The organism is Rhodococcus sp. NPDC003382, from assembly GCF_053589135.1.
This window is the reverse complement of the sequence record NZ_JBSFRH010000015.1, coordinates 30075-53598: the sequence shown is the minus strand read 5'-3', so window position 1 is coordinate 53598 and position 23524 is coordinate 30075. Positions and strand designations below refer to the sequence as shown.

Below are 23524 nucleotides of genomic sequence, written 5' to 3'. Positions count from 1 at the left end.
TCACACGGTAGGTGCAGGTTCGGGCCGTGGCCACACCGAGGTCGGCGTGTCGCGTCAGTCGACCGTCACACCGATGTCGCCGACATGCTTGTGGAGCTTGACGCGGCCGTCGGAGAGTGTGTAGGTGACGCCGACGATGGCGCAACGACCGGCCTCGACACGCTCGGCGATGATCCGCGAACGCTGCATCAGGAGCTTGGCGGTCTCGACGACGTGGCGCGCCTCGAGCTCGTCGGGATGGGTCAGTCCCTCGCTGCGGCCCATGAGGACCGACGGGGTGACCCGCTCGACGACGTCGCGGATGAATCCCGGAGGGACGTCGCCCTTGTCCAACGCGGACACAGTGGCCTTCACAGCGCCGCAGCTGTCGTGGCCGAGGATCACGACGAGCGGCACGTTCAGGACCTCGACGGCGTACTCGATGGAACCGAGAACCGCACTGTCGATCACGTGGCCGGCGGTCCGGACGACGAACATGTCGCCGAGACCCTGGTCGAAGATGATCTCGGCCGCCACGCGGGAGTCGCCGCAACCGAACAGCACTGCCGTCGGATTCTGGCCACCGACGAGCTCTGTGCGGCGGTCGATACTCTGGCTGGGGTGCAGCGGGACACCGGACACGAACCGCTCGTTACCCTCGGTCAGGGCCTTCCAAGCGGAGATGGGATTCGAATTGGGCATGCGGCCATTATTCCCCTGGCCCGATGTCGCTGATCGTTCGGTGTGATCAACGGCGCGAAACAATCTTCCGACACACCGATAGGAGATCTTGTGAGATCGACCGTCGACGCGTCCGCACTGCTGCGCTGGTACACCGCCGAAGCGCGGGATCTTCCGTGGCGACGCGAAGGGGTCACCGGCTGGCAGATCCTCATGTCGGAGGTGATGCTCCAGCAGACACCCGTCGCCCGGGTCGCGCCGATCTGGGAGCAGTGGGTGCAGCGTTGGCCGGTGCCGTCGCTGATGGCGGCGTCGACCCAGGCCGACGTGCTGCGGGCGTGGGGCAAGCTCGGCTACCCGCGGCGCGCACTGCGTCTGCACGAGTGTGCCGGGGTCCTCGCCGCCGAACACGGCGACGTGGTCCCGGCGGACGTCGAGACGCTGTTGAGCCTGCCCGGCGTCGGCGCGTACACCGCGCGGGCGGTCGCGTGTTTCGCATACGGGCAGCGGGTGCCGGTCGTCGACACCAACGTGCGGCGCGTCGTCGCGCGGGCCGTGCACGGCCGCGCCGAACCGGGCAATCCGTCGACCACCCGCGACCTCGCCGACGTCGAAATCCTGTTGCCGCGCAACCGATCCCGGGCCGCGACGTTCTCCGCGGCACTGATGGAACTCGGTGCGACCGTCTGCACCGCCCGCTCTCCCGAATGCGGACGCTGCCCGCTGCCGAGTTGCGCCTGGCGCGAGGCCGGCAGTCCCGCCCACGACGGCCCGCCGAAGAAGGTGCAGAAGTTCGCCGGGACCGACCGGCAGGTGCGCGGTAAGTTGATGGCGGTACTGCGGGAGAGCGAGGGCCCGGTGGAGCGGGCGGCGCTCGACGTCGTGTGGCTCGTCGACCCGGGCCAGCGCGACCGCGCGTTGCATTCGCTGCTCGTCGACGGACTCGTCGAGCAGACGGACGACGGGCGCTTCGCGCTCGCGGGTGAAGGGGCCGACGGTCAGCCGAGCCCGGCGAGGAATCCTTCGACGGCCGCGCGGTAGTCCTCCGGCTTGTCGTCGTGGACGAGGTGCCCCGCTCCGGCGATCCGCACGTAGGCCGTTCCGGGGCGTTCGTCGGCCATCCGCAGCATCTGGCCTTCGGGCGTGATGGTGTATTCGCCCTCGATGAGCAGCGTCGGCGCCTCGACCGCGCGCCACTCGTCCCAGAAGTGCCGGGTGCCCCATTCCTCGGAGATGTCGCGGAAGGTCGCGACGTCGCCGTGCAGGTACCAACCGTCGTCGCGTCGTTCGAACGAGTCGAGGAAGTACTGCCCGGCGACCGGTCCGAAGTAGTCGTGGACGGCGGCCTCGGTGGGAAACGGCTGCGGCCAGGCGCCGATCACGGCCGCCCAGTCCGCTGCGGTGCGGCCACGGAAGTCGGGGGCCATGTCCTCGAGAACGAGAGCCGCCACCCGGTCCGGATGCGCGGCGGCCAGGCACCAGGCGTGCAGTGCACCCATCGAATGCCCGATGACGACGAGCGGTTCGTCGAAATTGGCGTCGTCGAGGTGCCGGGCGAGATCGGCCACGAACGCTTCGGTGGTCAGCTCGTCCGGGGCGGGTCGTCCGTGTGCGGCCGCGTCGAAGGTGTGGACGTGCCCGTGGTCGCGCAGCCACGGCACGTGCCGCCGCCATGTGCGGGCGCTGCCCATCAGCCCGTGCAGCAGCAGGATCGGTCGTCCGGAACCACCTTCGTCGTGCAACACACCCGACAAGGTAGCGGAGTAGGCTCGCCGCCATGGCAGTCGTGAAGATCAACGCAATCGAGGTCCCGGAGCCCGCAGGCCCCGAACTGGAGAAGCGATTCGCGAATCGCGCGGGCACCGTGGACAAGTCGCCCGGATTCCTGGGTTTCCAGCTGCTGCGTCCGACCGCGGGCGAGACCCGCTACTTCGTGGTGACGCAGTGGGAGTCCGAGGAGGCGTTCGCCGCGTGGCGTGACGGCGATGCCCGTGCCGCCCACGCCGGTGAAGCCAAGAAGCCGGTCGCTACCGGGGCGTCGCTGCTCGAGTTCGAGGTCGTCCTCGACGTCAAGAAGTCCTGACCCACATCCGCTGAGCCGAACGACAGCCGCGCGCGTCCTCACGCGCGCGGCTGCCTTTTTCGTGGGCCACCCTCACGCATGGAACCCGGCGGGCGGCCGATCGAGGAACACCGTCACCGCCCGGACCCGGCCGTCGTCCGCCACGGTGAGCACATCCGTGCCCTCGGCGAACGAATCCCCCGTGGCCGTGACCAGTTCCCAGCTCAGTCTGGCCCGGTCGTGGTGAAGGTCCGGGGCGGTTCGCCGACGGAACTCGTAGCTGCCCATGTGGTCGGTGAACTGCCGCCGGAAGTCGACGAGCGCGGCCTGGCCGGTCAGCACTCCGACGGGGGCGCAGTATTCGACGTCCTCGGCGAGCGTCTCGGCGGTGAGGGCGTCGCCGGCGCCCGGATTCCAGAATCGGACGTACCGTTCGATCGTGTCGGAGAGTTCGAATCGTTCGCTCTTCGAGGTGGTTTCGGTCATGACATTCACTGCCTCTCGGTGACGAGCCGCTTCGGTGCGGCATCACCGATCCTGGACCGCTTCCGTGCCGATCGTCGATGACCTCCGGGGTCATTGCAGCGCTGCGCGGACCCGGGCAGGGTGAGGTCATGCCCGCACAGTCAGCAATCCGCACGGAGTCGGTCGGGCCACTACTGCGGTCCTGGCGCGAACGACGAGGCCGCTCCCAGCTCGACGTCTCGATCGCCGCCGACCTGTCGACCCGGCATCTCAGCTACGTCGAAACCGGTCGATCGACACCCGGGAGGGGTGTCCTCGACAAGCTCGCCGACGAACTCGAGATTCCGCTACGCGAGCGGAACCGGCTCTACCTCGCCGCCGGCTACGCCCCGGCGTACCCGGAGCGTCCGTTCGCCGATCTCGGCGCAGCGCGGGAGGCCGTCGAGGCGGTTCTCACCGGACACGAACCCAACCCGGCGCTGGCGGTCGACGTCCGCTGGGAACTCCTCGCCGCGAATCGGCCCGCGCAGTCGATGTTCACGGACATCGCACCGCATCTGCTCGAACCGCCGGTCAACGTTCTGCGTGCGACCCTGCACCCCGACGGCCTGGCCCCGAGAATTCGCAACTTCACCCGGTGGCGCGACCACGTCCTGCGCCGGGTGAGCCGCCAACTGTCCCGTACGGCGATACCGGAGCTACGCGAGCTGCGCGACGAACTGGCCGCCTACCCGGTGCCTGCGCACGACGCGGCGGACGGTCCGGCAGCGAACGACCTCGCCATGCCGCTCGTCGTGGCATCCGCGCACGGGGACCTGTCCCTGCTGTACACGACGACGGTCTTCGGATCCCCGTTCGACGTGACCCTCGACGAGATCGCGATCGAGACGTTCTTCCCGGCCGATGCCGCGACCGCGACACTCCTCCGGGCGATCGCGGACCTCACGGTGCCGTCCTGAACGGCCACCGTGAGGCGCCGGCTCACACCGCGTACCCGGCTCACACTGCGCAGCCGTCTCCCGCTACGCCGGTCACGTCGGCGGCGGCCGTTTCCGCGGCATCGACATCGTCGACGGCACGCTGCAACAGCGCGAGGAACACGTCCTTCGGTTGAGCTCCCGAGACGGCCACGGCGCGATTCGCGACGAAGAACGGCACTCCGGTCACGCCCAGCGTGCGGGCTTCGTGCAGGTCGGCTCGGACTGCATCGGCGGCTGCGTCGCCGTCGAGGCCGGCACGGACCGCCTCCGGGTCCAGCCCGGCCGACGCGGCGATCCGCACGAGCGTGTCGCGGTCGTCGACCACCTCGCCCTCGACGAAGTGCGCGCGGAACAGCGCCTCGAGCAGCGCGTCACGCCGATCGCCCGCTAGGTGCAGCAGTCGATGCGCGTCGAAGGTGTTCGCCGCGATCACGGTGGCGAAGTCGATGTCGAGACCGTCCTGTGCCGCGACGTTCGCGACGTGCGCGAACATCTGCCGCACCTGCTCGGCCGGCATCCCCTTCATCTCGACCAGCGCATCGATCTCGGGGCGCCGCAGACCCGCCGGGGTGTCCGGGGCCAGCTGGTACGAACGCCAGGTCACCGACACGCGGTCTCGGTGCTCGAACTCGCTCAGGGCAGCAGCGAAGCGCCGCTTGCCGATGTAGCACCAGGGGCAGGCGATATCGGACCAGATCTCGATCCGGGCAGTGTTGTCTCCAAAGGTCACGTGCCGGTGCAACAGCCACCGGCGCCGCGATGTTCCCTCGGCCGGCTCACTCCAGCGCCGCGTCGAGGGTGATCTCGACTCCCGTGAGCGCCTTGCTCACCGGGCATCCGGCCTTCGCGTCCTCGGCGGCCTTGCCGAATCCGGCGGCGTCGAGTCCCTCGACTTCACCACGCACGGTCAGATTGATTCCGGTGAGCCGGAATCCGCCCGCGGGATCGGGACCGAGCGAGACGTCGGCGGTCACCTCGAGACTCTGCGGTGTTCCCCCGGCCTCGGCGATCAGTGCGGACAACTGCATCGCGTAGCACGACGAGTGCGCGGCGGCGATGAGTTCCTCGGGACTGGTGGTACCGCCGGCGTCGTCGGCGGCGCGCTTCGGGAACGACACGTCGAACGTGCCGCGCCCGGAACTGCTGAGCTCGACCTGCCCGGAGCCATCCTGGAGGCCGCCGTTCCATGCGGTGCGTGCGGTGCGTGTGGGCATGAGGATCTTCCCCTTCGTGTGGTGGATTCGCGAGCCTCTGCTGTCGCATGTTCACCAACCACACTCGCAGACTCGCCCGCCTCACGAGGGGCGTTCACCGCAGACGGTTCACCGGGTCCGGCCCGCTCGCAGTTCCCGGTCGCGCTCACCGACGGTGTGCACCGCGCCGTCCCGCTCGTACGGCCGGACGTCGAGCCGCTGTTTCACCTCACCGACCGCCCGCATGCGCTCGCGGTGCCCCCGGCGCGCCGCGCGCGCGGCGCCTCCCGGCACGGCGACGCTCAGACGGTCGCGGACGAGATTGCGCGCGAACCACAGCGGATACAGGGCCGCCATCGGGCTCAGGCGCGGAATTCCCACGGCGTCGGAGTAGCCGGAACCGAGTGACAGGCGGGCCAGGTCGGCGTGGAAGTGGTAGTGCGCCCAGCTCTTGATGCGGTTCGCAGGTCCGGGACCGTCGACACCGTAGATCCGGGGCACGGCCTTCAGCGCCGCCTCGGTCAGCGCCCGCGACGAGTCGTCGGGATCCACCTCCGACCAGACCGCGAGCCAGATGAGACGAAGAAGCTCGTCCAGCGAGGTGACCTGGAGTTCGGCCGTGACGCCCATGGTGTGCGCGACGTACCGGTACAGGTGCACGATCGCGTCCCGTTCCCGTCGCGAGTACCAGTGCCCGGCGGCCATGACGGCCAGGGCGACGCCGGCGATCGGAATCATCGTCACGCAGTAGTGCAGTTGATTGACGGGCCTGCCGTGGGTGTCGGTGTTCCAGCCGTCGACGCGGTCGATCCCGGCGCGGATGTAGGCGTGGACGACGCGCACCCGGGCGGTGTTCTTCGTCCCCTCCCCGAATCGCTCCATCCCACCGGGTGCCGTGCAGTCCATCGACCACGAGACCGTCTCCACGATCCGTGCCGCGGCGCGCTTGGCGAGGTCGCCGCCGCGGAGCAGCACGTCGTTCACGCGCGGCGAGACGTAGCTGGCGGGGAAGGCGATGGCGGTGGTGAACGCCAGGAGGGTGCTCACCGGCATCCGTGCGATCGCCTGCGCGGCGAGATCCAGCTTGTCGTAGTCGACCCAGAACGGCACGTTGTCGAGGGCATCGATGAACGCCTGCACCTCGGGAGCGGGATCGTCCACGGTCTCGATGCCGTGCTCGAGTGCCTGCTCGAACTGCGCACGGATCCGGGTCCGGTCGCGGCGCATCGCGGCGACGAGATCGTCCGCCACCGGATCGCAGGTGTGCGCGAACCTGGCGAACGCCCTGGCCTGCGCACGGGTGGGCCGCACCGAGTCGCCGGCGAGGAGCGACATCGCCAGCCGGGGAGCGCCCTCGCTCAGGATCGGTTTCGGCACCAGCCGATCGGCTCGGTCGTGCAGGCGGCTCGTCGACAGGCGGGTGCTCGTCGGGCGGGTGGGCAGCGGAGCCTCGATCGTCACGGTTTCTCCTCGTCCGGATTCGGCCACCGACTATCGCAGGAATACCGGATTTAGTAAACACTTGCTTCCGGAATCTGAAGATTCCGGAAGCGTCGCGTGTGACAGACTCGCGGATGTGTCCGAGCCCGAAACCCACCGCGCGTACCGCGGCGTCGCACCGGCCGACCGGCGCGCCGAACGCCGCAGACGCCTCGAGAACGCGGTGATCGAGGTGGTCGCAGCCGAAGGATGGTCGGCCGCCACGGTCCGGAAGGTCGCGGCCACCGCCGGAATCGGTCCGCGATTCTTCTACGAGAGCTTCACCGACATGAACGATCTCGTGACCACCACCTACGACGAGCTCGGCGCCGAACTGCTCGCGGGCGCCGTCGCCGCGATCGCCTCGGCTCCCGACGACCTGCACGAGAAGGCCCGGGCCGCGGTCGGAGCGATCGTCGGGGCGGTCGAACGCAACCCCCAGCAGGGACGATTCCTCATCTCCGACGCTCCCCCGCTCGCCGAACGCAAGAGCGCCTTCATCCGGGCCGCGGCGGACGAACTCGCGAAGCAGAGCGATGCGGTGGGCACGCGACTCGATTCCCGCCAGGCGGAACTGTGCGCGGTCGTCGTCATGGCCGGCGCCGTCGAACTCGTCCGCGGATGGCTCGACGGCACGCTCGACATCCGGCCCGGCGAACTCACCGAGATCGTGGCGAGCACGCTGTCGACGCTGACCGCCCACATGCCCGGCATCGGCAGGTAGTCCGTCCGAACCGATCACGAATCGGGAACCGCGGGCGCAGGATGGGCTGCGTGACCACGCCACAACAGGACCCCCGCCCGCTCGTCCGTGCCGCCGCCGATCGGGCGCGCCGGATCGTCGAGAACGTCGGTCCCGACCACATGACGGCCCCCACGCCGTGCCCCGAGTTCGACGTCCGCACCCTCCTCGGGCACCTCGCGTCGACGCTCGAACGCAGCGCTGCCGTCGGCTCGGGAGGCGACCCGCGCACGATCCCGGAATCCCTCACCGCCGCGGACGACGAATGGCCCGCCGTCCTCGATGCGTCACTCGAGCACTACTGGCAGGTGTGGAACGACGATGCGCTGCTCGACAAGCCGGTCACCGCTCCGTGGGGTACCTTCCCCGGCCGGGTCGCGGTACTCGTCGAGCTCGACGAGCTGATCGTCCACGGCTGGGATCTCGCCGTGGCCACCGGCCAGGAGGCCGAAGCCGACCCGCCCCTGGCCGAGGCGGCCCTCGAGGTCATGCGGCTCGCTCTGCCGGCATCACCCCGCGACGGCCTGCCGTTCGGCCCTCCGGTCGAGCCCGCCCCGGGCGCCGGGGCCACCGAACGCCTCGCGAACTGGCTCGGACGCGACACCGCGCCCTGGGTGCGGCGCGAACACACCTGAGACTCCGAGCAAACGAGAGGGGCGGTACCCGTACGGGTACCGCCCCTCCCTGTGTCCGGAACCGGTTATCCGGCGTCCGCCTCACCCTCGGTGGACTTGGCCAGTGCCACCGCCGGGGTGTCCGGCACCTCGGCCGGCTTCTCGCTCGGCGTGAACGTGAACTTCGCGTTCTCGCCGGCGCCCTCGCCGTCCCAGCCGTCGACATCGACCAGGACGATCTGGCCGGGGCCGATCTCGCCGAACAGGATCTTCTCGGAAAGCTGATCCTCGATCTCGCGCTGGATGGTGCGACGCAGCGGCCGCGCACCCAGAACCGGATCGAAGCCCCGCTTGGCGAGCAGTGCCTTCGCCTTCTCCGTGAGCTCGATGCCCATGTCCTTGTTCTTCAGCTGCGCCTCGACCCGGCCGACCATCAGGTCGACCATCTCGATGATCTGCTCCTGAGTCAGCTGGTGGAAGACGATGATGTCGTCGATGCGGTTGAGGAACTCGGGGCGGAAGTGCTTCTTGAGCTCGTCGTGGACCTTGTTCTTCATCCGCTCGTAGTTCGACGCCTCGCCGGAACCGGCCGAGAAGCCCAGGCCGACGGCCTTCGAGATGTCGGACGTGCCCAGGTTCGAGGTGAAGATCAGCACCGTGTTCTTGAAGTCGACGGTGCGACCCTGACCGTCGGTGAGACGGCCGTCCTCGAGGACCTGCAGGAGCGTGTTGTAGATCTCCTGGTGGGCCTTCTCGATCTCGTCGAACAGGACGACGGAGAACGGCTTCCGGCGCACCTTCTCGGTGAGCTGGCCACCTTCCTCGTAGCCCACGTATCCGGGAGGCGCACCGAACAGACGGGACGCCGTGAAGCGGTCGTGGAACTCACCCATGTCGATCTGGATGAGCGCGTCGTCCTCACCGAACAGGAAGTTCGCGAGCGCCTTGGACAGCTCGGTCTTACCGACACCGGACGGGCCGGCGAAGATGAACGAGCCGGACGGACGCTTCGGGTCCTTCAGGCCGGCACGGGTACGACGGATCGCCCGGGCCACGGCCCGGACCGCGTCCTCCTGGCCGATGATCCGCTTGTGCAGCTCGTCCTCCATGCGGAGCAGACGTGTGGTCTCCTCCTCGGTGAGCTTGAACACCGGGATACCGGTCCAGTTCGCGAGGACTTCCGCGATCTGCTCTTCGTCCACCTCGGCGATGACGTCGAGGTCACCCGCACGCCACTGCTTCTCGCGCTCGGCGCGCTGGGCGACGAGCTGCTTCTCCTTGTCTCGCAGGCTTGCGGCCTTCTCGAAGTCCTGCGCGTCGATCGCGGATTCCTTCTCGCGACGGGCGTCGGCGATCCGGTCGTCGAACTCGCGGAGGTCCGGCGGCGCGGTCATCCGGCGGATACGCATCCGTGCGCCGGCCTCGTCGATCAGGTCGATCGCCTTGTCCGGCAGGAAGCGGTCGTTGATGTACCGGTCCGCGAGGGTCGCGGCGGCAACGAGCGCCTTGTCGGTGATCGAGACGCGGTGATGCGCCTCGTACCGGTCGCGCAGACCCTTGAGGATCTCGATGGTGTGCTCGACCGTGGGCTCACCGACCTGCACCGGCTGGAAACGACGCTCCAGGGCGGCGTCCTTCTCGATGTACTTGCGGTACTCGTCGAGGGTGGTCGCACCGATGGTCTGCAGCTCACCGCGGGCCAGCTTCGGCTTGAGGATCGACGCGGCGTCGATCGCGCCCTCGGCGGCACCCGCACCGACCAGCGTGTGCAGCTCGTCGATGAACAGGATGATGTCGCCGCGGCTGTTGATCTCCTTGAGGACCTTCTTCAGGCGTTCCTCGAAGTCACCGCGGTAGCGGGAACCGGCGACCAGCGAACCGAGGTCGAGGGTGTAGAGCTGCTTGTCCTTGAGGGTCTCGGGGACCTCGCCGTTGACGATGGCCTGCGCCAGGCCTTCGACGACGGCGGTCTTGCCGACACCCGGCTCGCCGATGAGCACCGGGTTGTTCTTGGTGCGGCGGGACAGGACCTGCATGACCCGCTCGATTTCCTTCGCGCGGCCGATGACCGGATCGAGCTTGCCCTCGAGCGCAGCCTGCGTGAGGTTGCGGCCGAACTGATCCAGCACGAGCGACGTCGACGGGGTGCCGGCCTCGCCGCGGCTCGTGCCCGTCTCCTGGGGTTCCTTGCCCTGGTAGCCGGACAGCAGCTGGATGACCTGCTGACGCACGCGGTTGAGGTCGGCCCCGAGCTTGACCAGCACCTGGGCCGCGACACCCTCACCTTCGCGGATCAGGCCGAGCAGGATGTGCTCGGTTCCGATGTAGTTGTGCCCGAGCTGCAGCGCCTCACGCAGGCTCAGCTCCAGGACCTTCTTGGCACGGGGCGTGAACGGGATGTGCCCGGACGGAGCCTGCTGTCCCTGGCCGATGATCTCCTCGACCTGGCTGCGCACACCTTCCAGCGAGATCCCCAACGACTCGAGCGACTTCGCGGCCACGCCCTCACCCTCGTGGATGAGGCCGAGGAGGATGTGCTCCGTGCCGATGTAGTTGTGGTTGAGCATCCTGGCCTCTTCCTGAGCCAGGACGACGACGCGCCGCGCGCGATCGGTGAACCTTTCGAACATCGCACTCCCTCACACTCTCCGGCCTGCGGATCCGGTACGAGGATTGTTCCGGACCCGACTGCCGCGTTTCGCTCCGGCACTCGAGTCGTCGTCGAACCGGCGAAGGTTCCACGACCCCACTTGACACTCTAGTTGCCGTGGTTTCGGCCCGCTCCCCCTCTACCCGGTTGAGCGGAACTTCGAAACCCGGTCACGAGTGCTAACGCTGCACGTCGCCGATACGTTTCCGCAAGCTCTACGCCTGAAGCGAACAACCCCGCGGGGCCCGCGCGCGCCTCCGATCGCCCAGCACGCACCCGGATTCGGACGGCAGAAGCGGCGAGGCGCCACCCGGGTAATTCCGGGTGACGCCTCGTTCGTCCGTCTTCGGTCCTACAGCTGCCTATGCGTGGGCTTCGTTGTAGGCCTCGACAATTTCCGCGGAGATACGTCCGCGTGCCGAAACTGCGTAGTCGTTCTCGCGGGCCCATTCCCGAATGACGGCGCTCTTCTCCCGATTCGGGGTGGCCGTCCGGGAGGACTTCCGCCCGGCCGGTGCTGCCGGAACCGCCTTCGGACGCTTCCGGCCGCCGACCTTCCGGGCGTGCTCGACCCAGAATTCCAATTGCTCGCGCAGTTTCGCGGCATTTTCGTCGGACAGATCGATCTCGTATGTGACCCCGTCGATCCCGAATTCCACGGTCTCGTCTGCCGCCGATTCCTGATCCACATCGTCGATCAGCGTGACGGTGACCTTCTTCGCCATGTGCCGCAAATCCTCTCGAATGAAACGCCCAGCCCCCCGGGTACGGGCACAAGAGTACATGCGAATTTCACAAGGGCAATACCGATTCCGGTCGGGGTGCGGAATTAGCGAGCGGACGGACGAACAATTGGAAACAGGATGGTTTCCCTGATTCCGAGTCCGGTGAGTGCCATGAGCAACCGATCGATTCCCATACCCGTACCGGTGGTGGGCGGCATACCCTGTTCCATTGCGGCGAGGAAATCTTCGTCCAGAACCATGGCCTCGTCGTCACCCGCCGCTGCCAGACGCGCCTGATCGACGAAACGCTCGCGCTGGATCACCGGGTCCACGAGTTCCGAATATCCGGTTGCCAGTTCGAATCCGCGCACATACAGATCCCACTTCTCGGTCACGCCGGGAATGCTGCGGTGATCGCGTGTGAGCGGTGACGTCTCGACCGGGAAGTCACGGACGAACGTGGGCTGGTACAGCTGATCGCCGCACATGTGCTCCCACAATTCCTCCACGAGCTTGCCGTGGCCGTATCCCTTGTCCTTCGGGACCTCGAGCCCCACCCGCCCCGCAAGTTCCAGCAATTCCTCGACCGTGGTGTCCGGCGTCACATCGGTGCCGATCGCCTCGGACAACGACGGATACATCTCGAGGGTCTTCCATTCGCCACCGAGGTCGTACTCGGTTCCGTCGGCGAGGGTTACCACGTACGAGCCGAAGACCGCGAATGCGACCTCCTGAATGATCTCGCGGATCATGCGCGCCGAATCGTCGTACGTTCCGTATGCCTCGTACGTTTCGAGCATCGAAAATTCCGGTGAATGCGTCGAGTCCGCGCCCTCGTTGCGGAAATTCCGGTTGATCTCGAAGACCTTGTCGATTCCACCGACGACGCAACGCTTGAGGAACAACTCCGGTGCGATGCGCAGGTACAGATCGATGTCGAGGGCGTTCGAATGGGTGACGAACGGTCGCGCGGCGGCACCGCCGTGCAGCGTCTGCAGCATCGGGGTCTCGACCTCGAGGAATCCGCGACGTTCGAGCGCATTGCGCAGTTCCCGCACCACCGCGACACGCATCCGCGCGTTCGCCCGCGCCTCCGGGCGCACGATCAGGTCGACGTACCGCTGCCGGACCCGCGACTCCTCGCTCATCTCCTTGTGGGCGACAGGCATCGGGCGCAGCGACTTCGCAGCCATCTGCCAGGTGTCGGCCATGACGCTCAGCTCACCGCGACGGGAGCTGATGACCTCACCGTGCACGAACACGAAGTCGCCCAGGTCCACGTCGGCCTTCCAGGCGGCCAGCGACTCCTCGCCGACACCGGCCAGGCTCAGCATGACCTGCAACTGCGTGCCGTCACCCTCCTGCAGGGTCGCGAAGCACAACTTGCCGGTGTTGCGGAAGAACATCACCCGGCCGGCGACACCGACCTGCTCGCCGGTGGTGCTGTCGGGTTCGAGATCGGGGTACTTCGCACGGATCTCCGCGAGAGTGTGGGTGCGGGGCACGACGACGGGATACGCGTCCTTGCCCTGCGCCAGGAGTCGTTCGCGCTTCTCGCGGCGGACCCGGATCTGCTCGGGGGTGTCGTCGGGCTGCTGAACGCTGGCATCACTCACGGGTAACCAGACTATCGGAACCCGCAGGCACGAATTCGCAGACCTCCTCGGAGGAACCCGAGGTCAGTGCCCGAAGAGAGAAGCGGTCAGTGAGCGGTGACGCGCGCCACGTCCTCCGCGATGTGCTGCGCGCGGGTGACAGCGTCGACCAGACCGGCCGTCTTGATCGCGGCGTACCCACCGACGAGGCCGGTCGCGCGGCGCAATCCGATCTCCTGCAGGGACGCGACCGCGCGGTGTGCGGCGGGTCCGTCCGCGGAAACGACGACCCATTCGACGTCGTGGTCGACGGCGAGCGCCAGGCTCTCGGCTCCGGCGGCCGGGTCGAGACGCCGGGTCAGAAGCGCGGCGTCGATCGCGAGTGCACCCGGAAGCGTGCCCTGAACGGTGCGCTCGGCCGAGGTGCGGATGTCGACGACGACGGCGCCGCGGGCAACAGCGGCGGCGAGCTCCGTGGGGTAGGTCCGCTCGGTGGTCAGCGGCAGAAAGCCGACGGAATGCGAAGCGGGGGAAGCGATGAAAGGTGCAGAAACAGCAAGCGCAGCGCGCATGAGAAAACTCCCAGGAATGTGTAATCGGTCGAGGCGGACGTCAGCCTCGACAACACTCCTGGGCGTTCATGCAGCGGATCACGGCGACCATTCTTACACAGATTCGCGAGTGGGGGAACCCGTAGAACCGTGACGTGCGGAACGCCGGGCCTGGTTCCGCTCGAACACCAGGCGCAATCCCTCGAGCGTCAGATCCGGCTCGTGATGCTCGATCGACGTCGCCTCCGGCATGATCAGCGGCGCGCAGTCACCCGTGCCGATCACCGCGACGTCGTCGCGGTCGAATCCGGGAACCTCGGCGCGCACGCGGCGCACGAGACCGTCGACCATGCCCGCGAATCCGAAAACCGCGCCGGACTGCATGCATTCGACGGTGTTCTTCCCGACCACCCCGCGCGGTCGCGCGAGTTCGACCTTCCGCAGCGCCGCACCCTGCGACGCGAGCGCGTCCATCGAGATCTCGACACCGGGCGCGATTGCACCGCCGAGGAACTCGCCCTTGCCGGAAACCACGTCGACGCACGTGGACGTACCGAAATCGACGACGATGCACGGACCACCGTAGAAGTGGTGCGCGGCAAGGCTGTTGACGATCCGGTCGGCGCCGACCTCCTTGGGGTTGTCGACGAGCAGCGGCACACCGGTGCGCACACCGGGTTCGACGACCACGTGCGGCACCTCCGCCCAGTACCGGCCGAGCATGCCGCGCAGTTCACGGAGTACCGACGGCACGGTCGACAGCGCGGACACCGCGGTGATCCGGTCGACGTCCTCACCGAGCAACCCGCGGAACAGCAACGCGAGCTCGTCCCCCGTCATCCGGGGGTCGGTGCGAACTCGCCAGTCCTGCAGCAGTTTTGCGTGCGAACCGCTGCCGGTGAACAGACCCAGAACGATATTGGTGTTCCGGACGTCGACGGCGAGCAGCACCGTTACACCAACGAACCGGAGTCGAGTGTGGCGAGCATGCGCGGGGTGATCAGGCCCGAGCCCTCCGGGGCGTGCGCCGGATCGCTGCCCAGCTCCACCTGGCGGTTGTCGGCGTCGACGAACACCACGCGCGGAGCGTAGTCCTTGCACTCCTGCTCGTTCATCACTCCGTAGGCGATGAGGATGACCAGGTCGCCGGGGCTCACCAGACGTGCTGCGGCACCGTTGATCCCGATGATCCCGGACCCGCGCTCGCCCGCGATGACGTACGTCTCGAGACGATTGCCGTTGTCGATGTCGACGATGCAGACCTGCTCGCCCTCGAGCAGATCGGCGGCATCCATCAGGTCCTGGTCGACGGTCACCGAACCCACGTAGTGCAGGTCCGCGTGAGTAACCGTGGCGCGGTGGATCTTCGACTTCATCATGGTGCGAAACATGTATTGCCTCAGCTCTTGTCGTTCTGGTTCTGCTTGTTCAGCGATTCAGGAGGTCGTCGACGGCCGGGTCGACCGGTCCGGTCGCCCGTTCCAGGAAGCCGGTGCCGATCGCGACACCGACGTTGTCGATGAGCCGGGTGGTCCCGACTCGCGCGGCCACCAGCAGACGGCCGTCGCCACGCTCGGGCGGCTCTCCGAGATCGACACCGCGCAACTCGAGGTAGTCGAGCTCGATCTCCGGCGCGGACGCGAGCACCTCGCGGGCGGCCGTGAGGATCGCCTCGGCGCCACCGGCCGCCGCGTGCGCCCCCGCGACGAGCGCGGCGGACAGCACGGTCGCGGTCTGCCGCTGCGTCTCGTCGAGGTAGCGGTTGCGCGACGACAGGGCCAGCCCGTCCTGTTCCCGCACCGTCGGAACACCGACGATGCGGACGTCGAAGTTCAGGTCGGCGACCATCTGCCGGATCAGCGCGAGCTGCTGATAGTCCTTCTCACCGAAGTACGCGGTGTTCGGCGCGACGATCTGCAGCAGCTTCGCCACCACCGTGAGCATGCCCGCGAAGTGCGTGGGCCGGCTGCCGCCCTCGAGTTCCGCACCGAGCGGACCCGGGTGGATCATCGTGCGGCGCCCCTCCGGGTACATCGCCGACACGGTCGGCACGAACGCCAGCTCGACCCCTGCCTCGCGCAGCAGTGCGAGATCCGCGTCGAGGGTGCGGGGGTAGGCGTCGAGGTCCTCGTTCTCACCGAACTGGAGCGGATTGACGAAGATCGAGACGACCACGACGGCGCCGGTCAGCTTGGCCTGACGCACCAGTTCCAGATGACCGGAGTGCAGCGCACCCATGGTCGGCACCAGCGCGACCGTCCGTCCGACGCCGCGGAGCGCCTTGGTCACCTTCGTCAAGTCAGCGGGATCGTGATGCACGGTCAGTTCACCGCGCACGTACCCGCCCCGTCCCGTTTCACTCACCGTGATCATTCCCTTCGAGGAGCTCGATCAGCTCCGGTTTCGAGCCTGCACGCTGCGCCGACCGCAGCGACAGTGCCCGGTAGCCCGCGGCGATGCGCGGATCCACCTCGTCGAGCACCTGCAGATGCGTGGCGACCGCCGCGACGTCGCCGCGCGCGACCGGGCCGGTCAACGCCGACGGACCGCGACGCAACGCGTTGTCGAGAGCGGCGACGAGCAGCGGCTGCAGCACCCGTTCGGCGACCCCACCGGGATCGTCGTCGACGAGCTGCTGGCCGAGCAGTTCCTGGCCCTCGAGCGCGACGCGCAGTGCCGCGACGGCGTCGACGACGAGGGTGACGAGGTGGTTGCTGCCGTGGGCCAGCGCCGCGTGGTAGAGCGGGCGCAGGTCCTCGCGTACCCGGACCGGTTCCCCGCCGATCTCGAGGACCAGGGACTGCGCGATCGCGTAGCCGATGTCGTCGGCGGCGGTGATCCCGAAGCACGCGGAGGACAGCCGGGCCGTGTCCTCGTCGTGGCCGGTGAACGTCATGGCCGGGTGGATCGCGAGCGGCACCACACCCTGCTCCGTGAGCGGTGCCAGCACCCCGATGCCGTTGGCTCCCGACGTGTGGGCGACGATCGTGCCCCGCGGTACCGCTCCGGTCGCGGCGAGGCCCGCGACGAGCTCGGCCAGTTCGGAGTCGGGAACAGCGAGAATCAGCAGGTTGCAGCGGCCCGCGACGACGTCGACAGGCAGGATCTCGGAATCGGGCAGGCGGGTCCGGGCCCGATGCTTGGACGCTTCGGACACGGCGGAACAGGCCACGACCACGTGGCCGACCTTCTCGAGTGCCGCGCCGATCGCGGTGCCCACACGACCGGCGGAGACGATTCCGACGGTGAGGCGTGCGGGGGCAGGCGCGTTTGTGATCCCGAAGGAATTCACGGGAGTCCTCTCGTTCGTTCCAGTCCCGCTCGGCGGGTACCAGACGTTCTGCCCGACAATAGCGCGGCGCGATCTGCGTCGGCCACGGGTGCCGGGCGTGATCTACGCCTCACCGCAAGGGCGGGCGACCCCCGGAGAGACTCCCGGTCGGGGTCTAAAAGGTCCCGATCAGCGCTCCGCGGACAGCGACGCGAGGATCTCGGCGACGCTGCGGCCCTGCTGCGCGCTCTCCTCACCGGCCGCCTCGGCCCGGAGCCGGCGGGCTCGACGCCCGTTCGGAGGTGCGTCCGGCAGGACGACGGCGGACTCACCGGGCGCTTCGTGCAGGCCTTCGGGAGCGGGCGCGTCCGGACGGGAAACCGGATCCTTCCCGGATCCCTTCTCCTGCCCGGGCGGCGCGACCCGCGGCTTCGGCGCTCCGGTCGGCTTCGGCGCTCCGGTCGGCTTCGGCGTTCCGGTCGGCTTGGGCGGTTCGGCCGTGTGCGGCGGGTCGGCCGGGTCCGACGTCACCGCGGTGGTCTCCGCGGTGAGCGGTTCGTCGTCCGGGGATGCGAACGCCGGACCCGCCGGTCGCGGGGCACTGACCTGTGACGAATTCGGGCGCGTCCCGATCTCCTGAACAGGCTTCACGACGGCGTTCAGCGCGGTGCGGTCCTCCGGCATGCGTCCGTCGAACAGCATCTCGAGGTTGCGGCGCAGCGCGGCGAGTTCGGCACGCAGCTGGGCCATTTCGTCGGCCTCGACCTTCATCTGCGAACGGACCTTCTGCTCCACGGTCAGTTCGTATTCGCGCCGCGCCGAGATCTCCCGCTCGAGCTGCAGTTCGTAGACGGTCTTGAGATCCTCGACCTTCGCCTTCTCGAGGGCGGACTCGCGACGGTATTTCGTCATCGCGATCGCCCCGATCGTCGCGGCCCACAGTGCGACGACGATGCCGACGCGCAGCAGCTGAACGCTCTGACTGAAGACCAGGAACAGCGACGCCACCATGGCGAGGGCGAGGAGCGCCGCGACGATCATCGAACTCGCGCTGCGCCATTGCCGACGTTCGTTCCTGTCCCGGCCCGAGCTGCCCATGCGGACAAGGGTACTGGTCCCGGGCGCGATCCCCGAGACTCGATGGCGGGGATCTCAGGTCGCGGGCTCGCCGGGGTCCTCGGGCGTCTTGCAGCAGTGCTCGAGCCACAGGGCCGCCGCGACGAGCAGGACGGCGCCGATCGCTCCGACCACCACGCCGGCGGTGTCCTCGGAGGCGGCCTGGAGGAACGACCGCTGCGGCAGCAGGTACAGCAGGAAACCCACCCAGACACCGAAGGCCGCGGAACCGACGAGCGCGGACGCCTTCGCGAGCGCGACCGCGCGGGCCGCCGTGATCGGATGCAGCTGGCGCGGCCCGTCGCCGATCTCCCGCTTGCCGACGCGCGAGCGGATCATGAAGGCCAGCACCACTTCGAGCACTGCCACCGGGTACAACGAGGCACCCGCGTAGACGGGAATCGGCGGCAGCGATCCGTACAGGACGCGGACCAGCAACCACGACACGACCGCGGCGAGCAGCGCCAAGGCCAGCAGGTCGCGGATACGTGTCGCTTTCAGCACCGGCGCTCCCCCTCGTCGGGTTCCCGGTCTTCGGGGTGAAAGCCGAGCCGGAGATCCGTGCGGTGCACCCCGGCGCGTTCGGCGTCGTCGAGGTCGGCGAGCCAGTCCGTCAGCAGCCTGCGTTCACCGTCGACGGTGAGCGTGCCGTCCGGTGCGACGTCGAGCCACGGCACCAGTACGAACGCGCGCTGATGCGCCCGCGGATGCGGCAACGTCAGTTCCGGGTCGTCGCTGACGATCTCGTCGCACGTCACCACGTCGACGTCGAGACTGCGCGGCCCCCACCGCTGCACCCGCACCCGGTCGGCGGCGGCTTCGAGCTGCTGTCCGAGACGCAACCAGCCCCGACTGTCGAGCGCCGGGTCGTCGGCGACCACGACGGCGTTGAGAAAATCCTGCTGGTCGACTCCACCCCACGGTGCCGTCGTGTACACCGGTGAGACCGCGACGATCCGATCGCCCAGCGCCTCGGTGACCGAGCGCAGATGCGCGAGCCGATCCCCCAGGTTCGACCCGATGGACAGCACCGCCCGGCTCATGGCTGCCGCGTCCGATCGACAACGACCGCGACGTCCCCGAACGTCAGCGGGATGGGGGCGGACGGCTTGTGCACGGTGACCTCGACCCGCTCGACCCGCGGGTCGGTGAGCACATCGTCGGCGATCTCCCCCGCCACCGTCTCGATCAGGTCCCGGGACGGGCCGGCGACGATCGCGGCGGCGCGTTCGGCGAGGATCCCGTAGTGGAGCGTGTCCTCGAGGGCGTCGCTCGCCGCGGCCGGCGCGAGGTCGGTCCAGACGACGATGTCGATCAGGAAGTCCTGACCGTCGCGCTTCTCGTGCTCGAACACTCCGTGGTTGCCGCGCACCCGCAGGCCGCGCAGTTCGATCCGATCGCTCATTCCGCCTCTCCTGCCGCACTACCCCGCTGCCAGGCCCCTGCGACCGCGAGCGCGTCGAGCGACGACCGCACGTCGTGCACGCGCACCCCCCACGCGCCGTGGGTGACCGCGAGCGCCGACACCACCGCGGTCGCGACCTCGCGTCCTGCGGGCGGGCGGGGATTGCCATCGGCGTCGGCGAGCAGTGAACCGAGGAATCGCTTGCGGGATGCGCCGATGAGCACCGGGAATCCGAGCGCGGTCAGCTCCGGCAACCGCCGCAGCAGTTCCCAGTTGTGGTCCGACTGTTTCACGAATCCGAGGCCGGGATCGAGGATCAGATCCTGCGGGTCCACCCCCGCAGCGACCGCCACATCCACCTGGGTGAGCAGCTCGTCGCGCACCTCGCGCACGACGTCGTCGTAGTGCGTGGAACCGCCGGCATGAACGAATCCGTCCGCCGGCCGCCAGTGCATGAGGATCCACGGCACGCCCGCGGACGCGACGACCGAGGCCATGTCCGCGTCGGCGCGACCACCCGACACGTCGTTGACCAGCGTCACGCCCGCCGCGATCGCCGCTTCGGCGACCGACGCGCGCATCGTGTCGACGCTGGTCACGACACCTTCGGCGGCGAGCGCCTCGATCACCGGGACGACGCGGCCCGCCTCGACCTCGGCGTCGACGCGCTGCGCGCCCGGCCTGGTCGATTCACCACCGACGTCGACGATGTCGACGCCGAGCGCCCGCAGTTCCAGTCCGTGTGCGATCGCCGCGTCGCGATCCAGGTAGCGACCACCGTCCGAGAACGAATCGCTGGTCACGTTGAGAACACCCATGACGACCGGGCGTCTCAGGTTCTGCAGCGCGCTCACCGGCGCAGGATCAGATCCAGGGCTTCGGCGCGGGACGCCGAGCTGGTCTGGAACAACCCGCGCACCGCCGACGTCGTGGTGCTGGCGCCGGGCTTCCGGATGCCGCGCATCGCCATGCACAGGTGTTCGGCCTCGACGACGACGATCGCGCCGCGCGGATCGAGCTTGCGGACGATCGCGTCGGCGATCTGGCTGGTGAGCCGTTCCTGCACCTGCGGGCGCTTCGCATAGAGATCGACGAGCCGCGCCAGCTTGGACAGTCCCGTGACCCGCCCGGTGGGGCCGGGGATGTAGCCGACGTGCGCGACGCCGTGGAAGGACACCAGGTGGTGTTCGCAGGTGGAGTACAGCGGGATGTCGCGGACGAGGACGAGTTCCTGGTGACCTTCGTCGAACGTCGTGTTGAGCACCTCGTCCGGATCCGTGTACAGCCCGGCGAACACTTCGCGGTATGCGCGCGCGACGCGGCGCGGGGTGTCCAGCAGCCCTTCCCGGTCGGGGTCCTCGCCGACGGCGATGAGCAGTTCGCGGACCGCGGCTTCGGCCCGGGCCTGATCGAATGCCCGGCCGGTCGCCAGACTCAGCTGCTCGTCGTCGCCCGGCGCCGTCACGGCAGTCCCAGTGCTATCCAGGTGGTTCACCGACACCCGACCGTCCTCCACTCTCGTTGAAATCGGCTCAGCGCGGGCCGGTCGGCCCCTCCCAGGGCTGCGTGGGCGGCGGCTCCGGTGCCTGCTGATTCTCGTCCTGCCGATCGCCGGCGTCGGCGGGACGCGCAGGCTGAGTCCACTGAGGGTAGCCGGGATACGTGCTGCGTGGCTGTTCGGGCTCCTGCGGCGGCCACCCCGGCGCCGACCATCCTGCGGGAGCGCCGTAGTCGGGCCGGGTCGCGTGCCGCGGCCCGCCGGAGTACTGGCCGGGCTGCGGGAAACCGGGCATCGGCTCGGAAGCAGGGACGGGCTGCGGCGCGGGATAGCCGTTGCCCGGGCCCTGCGGCGGAGTCCCGTACCCTCCGGGACCGCCGGCCTGCGGGTACTGCTGCGAGGTGGCCGACCGGGAGGGCTCCGGCTGCTGGGCCGGTTCCGGATGCGGCATCACCGGCTGCTGGGGCGCCTGCTGCTGCGTCACCGGCTGTGAGGGCAGCGGCTGCGGCTTCGCGAGGTTCGGGACCGCGGGCTGCGGCGGCCACGGCTCACCGCGTTCGGCGGCGAGCTCCGCGGGGGTCTTGATCGGCGGGCGATCCGACGGGATGCGTTCGCCGAAGTCGTTGAACGCGGTGATGCGGGGACGCTTCTCCACGGACGCGAGGATCCGCTCGAGGTCCTTGCGGGTGAGCGTCTCGTGTTCGAGCAGTTCCCCGGCGAGCGCGTCGAGCGCGTCGCGGTACTCGTTGAGGATCGCCCACGCTTCGGTGTGGGCCGCCTCGATGAGGTTGCGGACCTCCTCGTCGATCTCGCGGGCCACCTCGTGCGAGTAGTCCGATGCCTGTCCCATGGACCGGCCGAGGAACGGGTCGCCCTGTTCCTGCCCGTAGCGCACCGCGCCGAGCTTGGCGCTCATGCCGTACTCGGTGACCATCGCCCGGGCGATCTTGGTGGCCTGGTCGATGTCGGACGACGCGCCGGTGGTGGGCTCGTGGAACACGAGTTCCTCGGCGGCACGGCCACCCATCGCCATGACGAGACGCGCGATCATCTCGGATCGGGTCATCAGGCCCTTGTCGTCCTCGGGAACGGTCATGGCGTGACCGCCGGTGCGGCCGCGCGCGAGGATCGTCACCTTGTACACGGGCTCGATGTCGGGCATCGCCCACGCGGCGAGGGTGTGTCCACCCTCGTGGTAGGCGGTGATCTTCTTCTCGTGCTCGCTGATGATGCGGCTCTTGCGGCGCGGACCGCCGATCACGCGGTCGACGGATTCCTCGAGGATCGCCTCGGTGATCACCGTGCCGTTCTCGCGGGCGGTGAGCAGCGCGGCCTCGTTGACGACGTTCGCCAGGTCGGCGCCGGACATGCCGACCGTGCGCTTCGCCAGACCTTCGAGGTCGGCGTTCTGGTCGATCGGCTTGCCCTTGGAATGCACCTGGAGGATCGCGCGGCGGCCGGCGAGGTCCGGGTTGGTCACCGGGATCTGGCGGTCGAAGCGGCCGGGACGCAGCAGCGCGGGGTCGAGGATGTCGGGGCGGTTCGTCGCGGCGATGAGGATGATGCCCTGCCGGTCGCCGAACCCGTCCATCTCGACGAGCAGCTGGTTGAGGGTCTGCTCGCGCTCGTCGTGACCGCCGCCGAGGCCGGCACCGCGCTGGCGGCCGACCGCGTCGATCTCGTCGACGAAGATGATGCAGGGGCTGTTCTGCTTGGCCTGCTCGAACAGGTCGCGCACCCGGGATGCGCCGACACCGACGAACATCTCGACGAAGTCGGAACCGGAGATGGTGAAGAACGGAACCCCGGCCTCACCCGCGACCGCGCGTGCGAGCAGCGTCTTGCCGGTGCCGGGCGGGCCGTACAGCAGCACGCCCTTCGGGATCTTCGCGCCGAGCGCCTGGTAGCGGGCCGGGTTCTGCAGGAAGTCCTTGATCTCGTACAGCTCTTCGACAGCCTCGTTGGCGCCGGCGACGTCGGCGAACGTCGTCTTCGGCATGTCCTTCGAGAGCTGCTTGGCGCGGGACTTGCCGAAGCCCATCATGCCGCCGCGGCCGCCGCCCTGCATGCGCGTCATCATGAAGAAGAACACGCCGAGCAGGATGATCATCGGAACGACGAACAGCAGGATCGACGTCAGCCAGCTCTCCTGGGTGACGGCGGTGTCGAACTCGCCGGCGCCCGACGCGGCGACCTTGTCGAAGATCTGTTCCGACGCCGAGGCCGGGTACTTCGCGATGATCTGCGTCTGGTTCTCGGTGGCGTCGTTTCCGTTGTTCAGCCACAAACGGACCTGCTGTTCGCGGTCGTCGATCTGGGCCTTGGAGACGTTCTTCGAGTCGAGCTGCGCGAGTGCCACCGAGGTGTCGACCTTGGTGAATCCACGCGTGTCGTTCCCGAAGTAACTGAAGGCGTAGATGACCAACAGAATGCCGGCGACTATCGCCAGATTACGGAACACTGTCTTGCGATTCATACAGGTTCGGCCCGGCCGGCCGGTCCTTTCGATAGTGCGGTC

General features: G+C 68.6%; 26 protein-coding genes. 5 read left to right on the top strand and 21 right to left on the bottom strand.

The annotated features are described in order from the left end of the window. Positions 1-54: 54 nt before the first annotated feature. Positions 55-681 (bottom strand): carbonic anhydrase, encoded by a 627-nt coding sequence (locus tag ACWDUD_RS12705; RefSeq protein WP_450109552.1) that lies wholly within the window; start codon positions 679-681, stop codon positions 55-57. Positions 682-771: 90 nt separating this feature from the next. Here ACWDUD_RS12705 and ACWDUD_RS12700 point away from each other — a divergent pair, with 90 nt between their 5' ends. Next, entirely contained in the window at positions 772-1701 is a 930-nt protein-coding gene (locus ACWDUD_RS12700; RefSeq protein WP_450109551.1) for an A/G-specific adenine glycosylase, read from the top strand. On the opposite strand, the gene ACWDUD_RS12695 is transcribed toward ACWDUD_RS12700, so the two are convergent. Next, positions 1659-2405 (bottom strand): alpha/beta fold hydrolase, encoded by a 747-nt coding sequence (locus ACWDUD_RS12695; protein ID WP_450109550.1) that lies wholly within the window; start codon positions 2403-2405, stop codon positions 1659-1661. The genes ACWDUD_RS12700 and ACWDUD_RS12695 overlap by 43 nt on opposite strands. A 32-nt stretch (positions 2406-2437) precedes the next feature. Between ACWDUD_RS12695 and ACWDUD_RS12690 the strand changes: the two genes are divergently transcribed. Then, positions 2438-2743 carry an antibiotic biosynthesis monooxygenase family protein gene (locus ACWDUD_RS12690; protein ID WP_450109549.1) on the top strand — a complete coding sequence of 102 codons (306 nt, stop codon included), beginning with the start codon at positions 2438-2440 and terminating at the stop codon, positions 2741-2743. Between the two features lie 72 nt (positions 2744-2815). Here the strand turns inward: ACWDUD_RS12690 and ACWDUD_RS12685 are convergent, their stop codons facing one another. After that, positions 2816-3208, bottom strand: a complete 393-nt coding sequence (locus ACWDUD_RS12685; RefSeq protein ID WP_450109548.1) for a nuclear transport factor 2 family protein — start codon at positions 3206-3208, stop codon at positions 2816-2818. Positions 3209-3336: 128 nt separating this feature from the next. Here ACWDUD_RS12685 and ACWDUD_RS12680 point away from each other — a divergent pair, with 128 nt between their 5' ends. Then, a complete protein-coding gene (locus ACWDUD_RS12680) occupies positions 3337-4146 on the top strand; it encodes a helix-turn-helix domain-containing protein (RefSeq protein ID WP_450109547.1) in 810 nt (269 codons plus the stop codon). Between the two features lie 40 nt (positions 4147-4186). Here ACWDUD_RS12680 and ACWDUD_RS12675 read toward each other — a convergent pair whose 3' ends face one another. The 3 genes from ACWDUD_RS12675 to ACWDUD_RS12665 form a co-directional block, all read right to left on the bottom strand. Beyond that, positions 4187-4897 (bottom strand): DsbA family oxidoreductase, encoded by a 711-nt coding sequence (locus ACWDUD_RS12675; RefSeq protein ID WP_197252307.1) that lies wholly within the window; start codon positions 4895-4897, stop codon positions 4187-4189. Between the two features lie 46 nt (positions 4898-4943). After that, on the bottom strand, positions 4944-5381 hold the full coding sequence (locus ACWDUD_RS12670) for an OsmC family protein (RefSeq protein WP_197252308.1): 438 nt from the start codon (positions 5379-5381) through the stop codon (positions 4944-4946). A gap of 108 nt (positions 5382-5489) precedes the next feature. Continuing rightward, positions 5490-6821: an oxygenase MpaB family protein gene (locus ACWDUD_RS12665; RefSeq protein WP_450109546.1), complete on the bottom strand. Its 1332-nt coding sequence runs from the start codon at positions 6819-6821 to the stop codon at positions 5490-5492. 115 nt (positions 6822-6936) lie between these two features. On the opposite strand from ACWDUD_RS12665, the gene ACWDUD_RS12660 reads away from it, so the two are divergent. Together ACWDUD_RS12660 and ACWDUD_RS12655 are read left to right on the top strand one after the other, a co-directional pair. Next, positions 6937-7563 carry a TetR/AcrR family transcriptional regulator gene (locus ACWDUD_RS12660; protein WP_450109545.1) on the top strand — a complete coding sequence of 209 codons (627 nt, stop codon included), beginning with the start codon at positions 6937-6939 and terminating at the stop codon, positions 7561-7563. Positions 7564-7604: 41 nt separating this feature from the next. Beyond that, positions 7605-8216, top strand: a complete 612-nt coding sequence (locus tag ACWDUD_RS12655) for a TIGR03086 family metal-binding protein (protein ID WP_450109544.1) — start codon at positions 7605-7607, stop codon at positions 8214-8216. A 65-nt stretch (positions 8217-8281) separates the two neighbouring features. On the opposite strand, the gene ACWDUD_RS12650 is transcribed toward ACWDUD_RS12655, so the two are convergent. From ACWDUD_RS12650 to ftsH, 15 genes are all read right to left on the bottom strand, one after another. Continuing rightward, positions 8282-10825, bottom strand: coding sequence for an ATP-dependent Clp protease ATP-binding subunit (locus tag ACWDUD_RS12650; RefSeq protein WP_197252311.1), 2544 nt, complete (start codon positions 10823-10825; stop codon positions 8282-8284). A gap of 382 nt (positions 10826-11207) precedes the next feature. Then, the gene (locus tag ACWDUD_RS12645) at positions 11208-11570 is read right to left on the bottom strand and encodes a histone-like nucleoid-structuring protein Lsr2 (protein WP_420751857.1); all 363 of its coding nucleotides are present in this window, start codon (positions 11568-11570) and stop codon (positions 11208-11210) included. 104 nt (positions 11571-11674) lie between these two features. Beyond that, positions 11675-13186, bottom strand: a complete 1512-nt coding sequence (gene lysS, locus ACWDUD_RS12640; protein ID WP_450109543.1) for a lysine--tRNA ligase — start codon at positions 13184-13186, stop codon at positions 11675-11677. Between the two features lie 86 nt (positions 13187-13272). Beyond that, positions 13273-13737 (bottom strand): rhodanese-like domain-containing protein, encoded by a 465-nt coding sequence (locus ACWDUD_RS12635; protein ID WP_450109542.1) that lies wholly within the window; start codon positions 13735-13737, stop codon positions 13273-13275. Between the two features lie 93 nt (positions 13738-13830). Beyond that, positions 13831-14667 carry a type III pantothenate kinase gene (locus tag ACWDUD_RS12630; RefSeq protein ID WP_450109541.1) on the bottom strand — a complete coding sequence of 279 codons (837 nt, stop codon included), beginning with the start codon at positions 14665-14667 and terminating at the stop codon, positions 13831-13833. Between the two features lie 2 nt (positions 14668-14669). Next, positions 14670-15107 (bottom strand): aspartate 1-decarboxylase, encoded by a 438-nt coding sequence (panD, locus tag ACWDUD_RS12625; protein ID WP_197254523.1) that lies wholly within the window; start codon positions 15105-15107, stop codon positions 14670-14672. Between the two features lie 37 nt (positions 15108-15144). Continuing rightward, positions 15145-16089 carry a pantoate--beta-alanine ligase gene (gene panC, locus ACWDUD_RS12620; RefSeq protein ID WP_450109540.1) on the bottom strand — a complete coding sequence of 315 codons (945 nt, stop codon included), beginning with the start codon at positions 16087-16089 and terminating at the stop codon, positions 15145-15147. Next, on the bottom strand, positions 16073-17008 hold the full coding sequence (locus ACWDUD_RS12615; RefSeq protein ID WP_450109539.1) for a Rossmann-like and DUF2520 domain-containing protein: 936 nt from the start codon (positions 17006-17008) through the stop codon (positions 16073-16075). Before ACWDUD_RS12615 ends, panC begins: the two co-directional genes overlap by 17 nt. 168 nt (positions 17009-17176) lie before the next feature. Further along, complete coding sequence (locus tag ACWDUD_RS12610) at positions 17177-18085, bottom strand: DUF6779 domain-containing protein (protein ID WP_450109538.1); 909 nt, start codon at positions 18083-18085, stop codon at positions 17177-17179. 54 nt (positions 18086-18139) lie between these two features. After that, on the bottom strand, positions 18140-18607 hold the full coding sequence (locus ACWDUD_RS12605) for a DUF3180 domain-containing protein (protein ID WP_197254528.1): 468 nt from the start codon (positions 18605-18607) through the stop codon (positions 18140-18142). Further along, positions 18601-19146 (bottom strand): 2-amino-4-hydroxy-6-hydroxymethyldihydropteridine diphosphokinase, encoded by a 546-nt coding sequence (gene folK, locus ACWDUD_RS12600; RefSeq protein ID WP_450109537.1) that lies wholly within the window; start codon positions 19144-19146, stop codon positions 18601-18603. The genes ACWDUD_RS12605 and folK overlap by 7 nt, the downstream gene beginning before the upstream one ends. Beyond that, positions 19143-19508 (bottom strand): dihydroneopterin aldolase, encoded by a 366-nt coding sequence (folB, locus tag ACWDUD_RS12595; protein WP_197254530.1) that lies wholly within the window; start codon positions 19506-19508, stop codon positions 19143-19145. Before folB ends, folK begins: the two co-directional genes overlap by 4 nt. Next, entirely contained in the window at positions 19505-20326 is an 822-nt protein-coding gene (gene folP / locus ACWDUD_RS12590) for a dihydropteroate synthase (protein WP_450109602.1), read from the bottom strand. The genes folB and folP overlap by 4 nt, the downstream gene beginning before the upstream one ends. Positions 20327-20358: 32 nt before the next feature. Next, the gene (folE, locus tag ACWDUD_RS12585) at positions 20359-21024 is read right to left on the bottom strand and encodes a GTP cyclohydrolase I FolE (protein WP_450109536.1); all 666 of its coding nucleotides are present in this window, start codon (positions 21022-21024) and stop codon (positions 20359-20361) included. Positions 21025-21040: 16 nt separating this feature from the next. Further along, a complete protein-coding gene (gene ftsH / locus ACWDUD_RS12580; RefSeq protein ID WP_197251348.1) occupies positions 21041-23482 on the bottom strand; it encodes an ATP-dependent zinc metalloprotease FtsH in 2442 nt (813 codons plus the stop codon). Positions 23483-23524: the final 42 nt, after the last annotated feature.

Coding starts and splice junctions, on each gene's coding strand:
- ACWDUD_RS12705 (WP_450109552.1), bottom strand. CDS start 681: ATGCCCAATTCGAATCCCATCTCCGCTTGGAAGGCCCTGACCGAGGGT.
- ACWDUD_RS12690 (WP_450109549.1), top strand. CDS start 2,438: ATGGCAGTCGTGAAGATCAACGCAATCGAGGTCCCGGAGCCCGCAGGC.
- ACWDUD_RS12685 (WP_450109548.1), bottom strand. CDS start 3,208: ATGACCGAAACCACCTCGAAGAGCGAACGATTCGAACTCTCCGACACG.
- ACWDUD_RS12680 (WP_450109547.1), top strand. CDS start 3,337: ATGCCCGCACAGTCAGCAATCCGCACGGAGTCGGTCGGGCCACTACTG.
- ACWDUD_RS12670 (WP_197252308.1), bottom strand. CDS start 5,381: ATGCCCACACGCACCGCACGCACCGCATGGAACGGCGGCCTCCAGGAT.
- ACWDUD_RS12655 (WP_450109544.1), top strand. CDS start 7,605: ATGGGCTGCGTGACCACGCCACAACAGGACCCCCGCCCGCTCGTCCGT.
- ACWDUD_RS12650 (WP_197252311.1), bottom strand. CDS start 10,825: ATGTTCGAAAGGTTCACCGATCGCGCGCGGCGCGTCGTCGTCCTGGCT.
- ACWDUD_RS12645 (WP_420751857.1), bottom strand. CDS start 11,570: ATGGCGAAGAAGGTCACCGTCACGCTGATCGACGATGTGGATCAGGAA.
- ACWDUD_RS12635 (WP_450109542.1), bottom strand. CDS start 13,737: ATGCGCGCTGCGCTTGCTGTTTCTGCACCTTTCATCGCTTCCCCCGCT.
- panD (WP_197254523.1), bottom strand. CDS start 15,107: ATGTTTCGCACCATGATGAAGTCGAAGATCCACCGCGCCACGGTTACT.
- panC (WP_450109540.1), bottom strand. CDS start 16,089: ATGATCACGGTGAGTGAAACGGGACGGGGCGGGTACGTGCGCGGTGAA.
- ACWDUD_RS12610 (WP_450109538.1), bottom strand. CDS start 18,085: ATGGGCAGCTCGGGCCGGGACAGGAACGAACGTCGGCAATGGCGCAGC.
- folK (WP_450109537.1), bottom strand. CDS start 19,146: ATGAGCCGGGCGGTGCTGTCCATCGGGTCGAACCTGGGGGATCGGCTC.
- folB (WP_197254530.1), bottom strand. CDS start 19,508: ATGAGCGATCGGATCGAACTGCGCGGCCTGCGGGTGCGCGGCAACCAC.
- folP (WP_450109602.1), bottom strand. CDS start 20,326: ATGGGTGTTCTCAACGTGACCAGCGATTCGTTCTCGGACGGTGGTCGC.
- ftsH (WP_197251348.1), bottom strand. CDS start 23,482: ATGAATCGCAAGACAGTGTTCCGTAATCTGGCGATAGTCGCCGGCATT.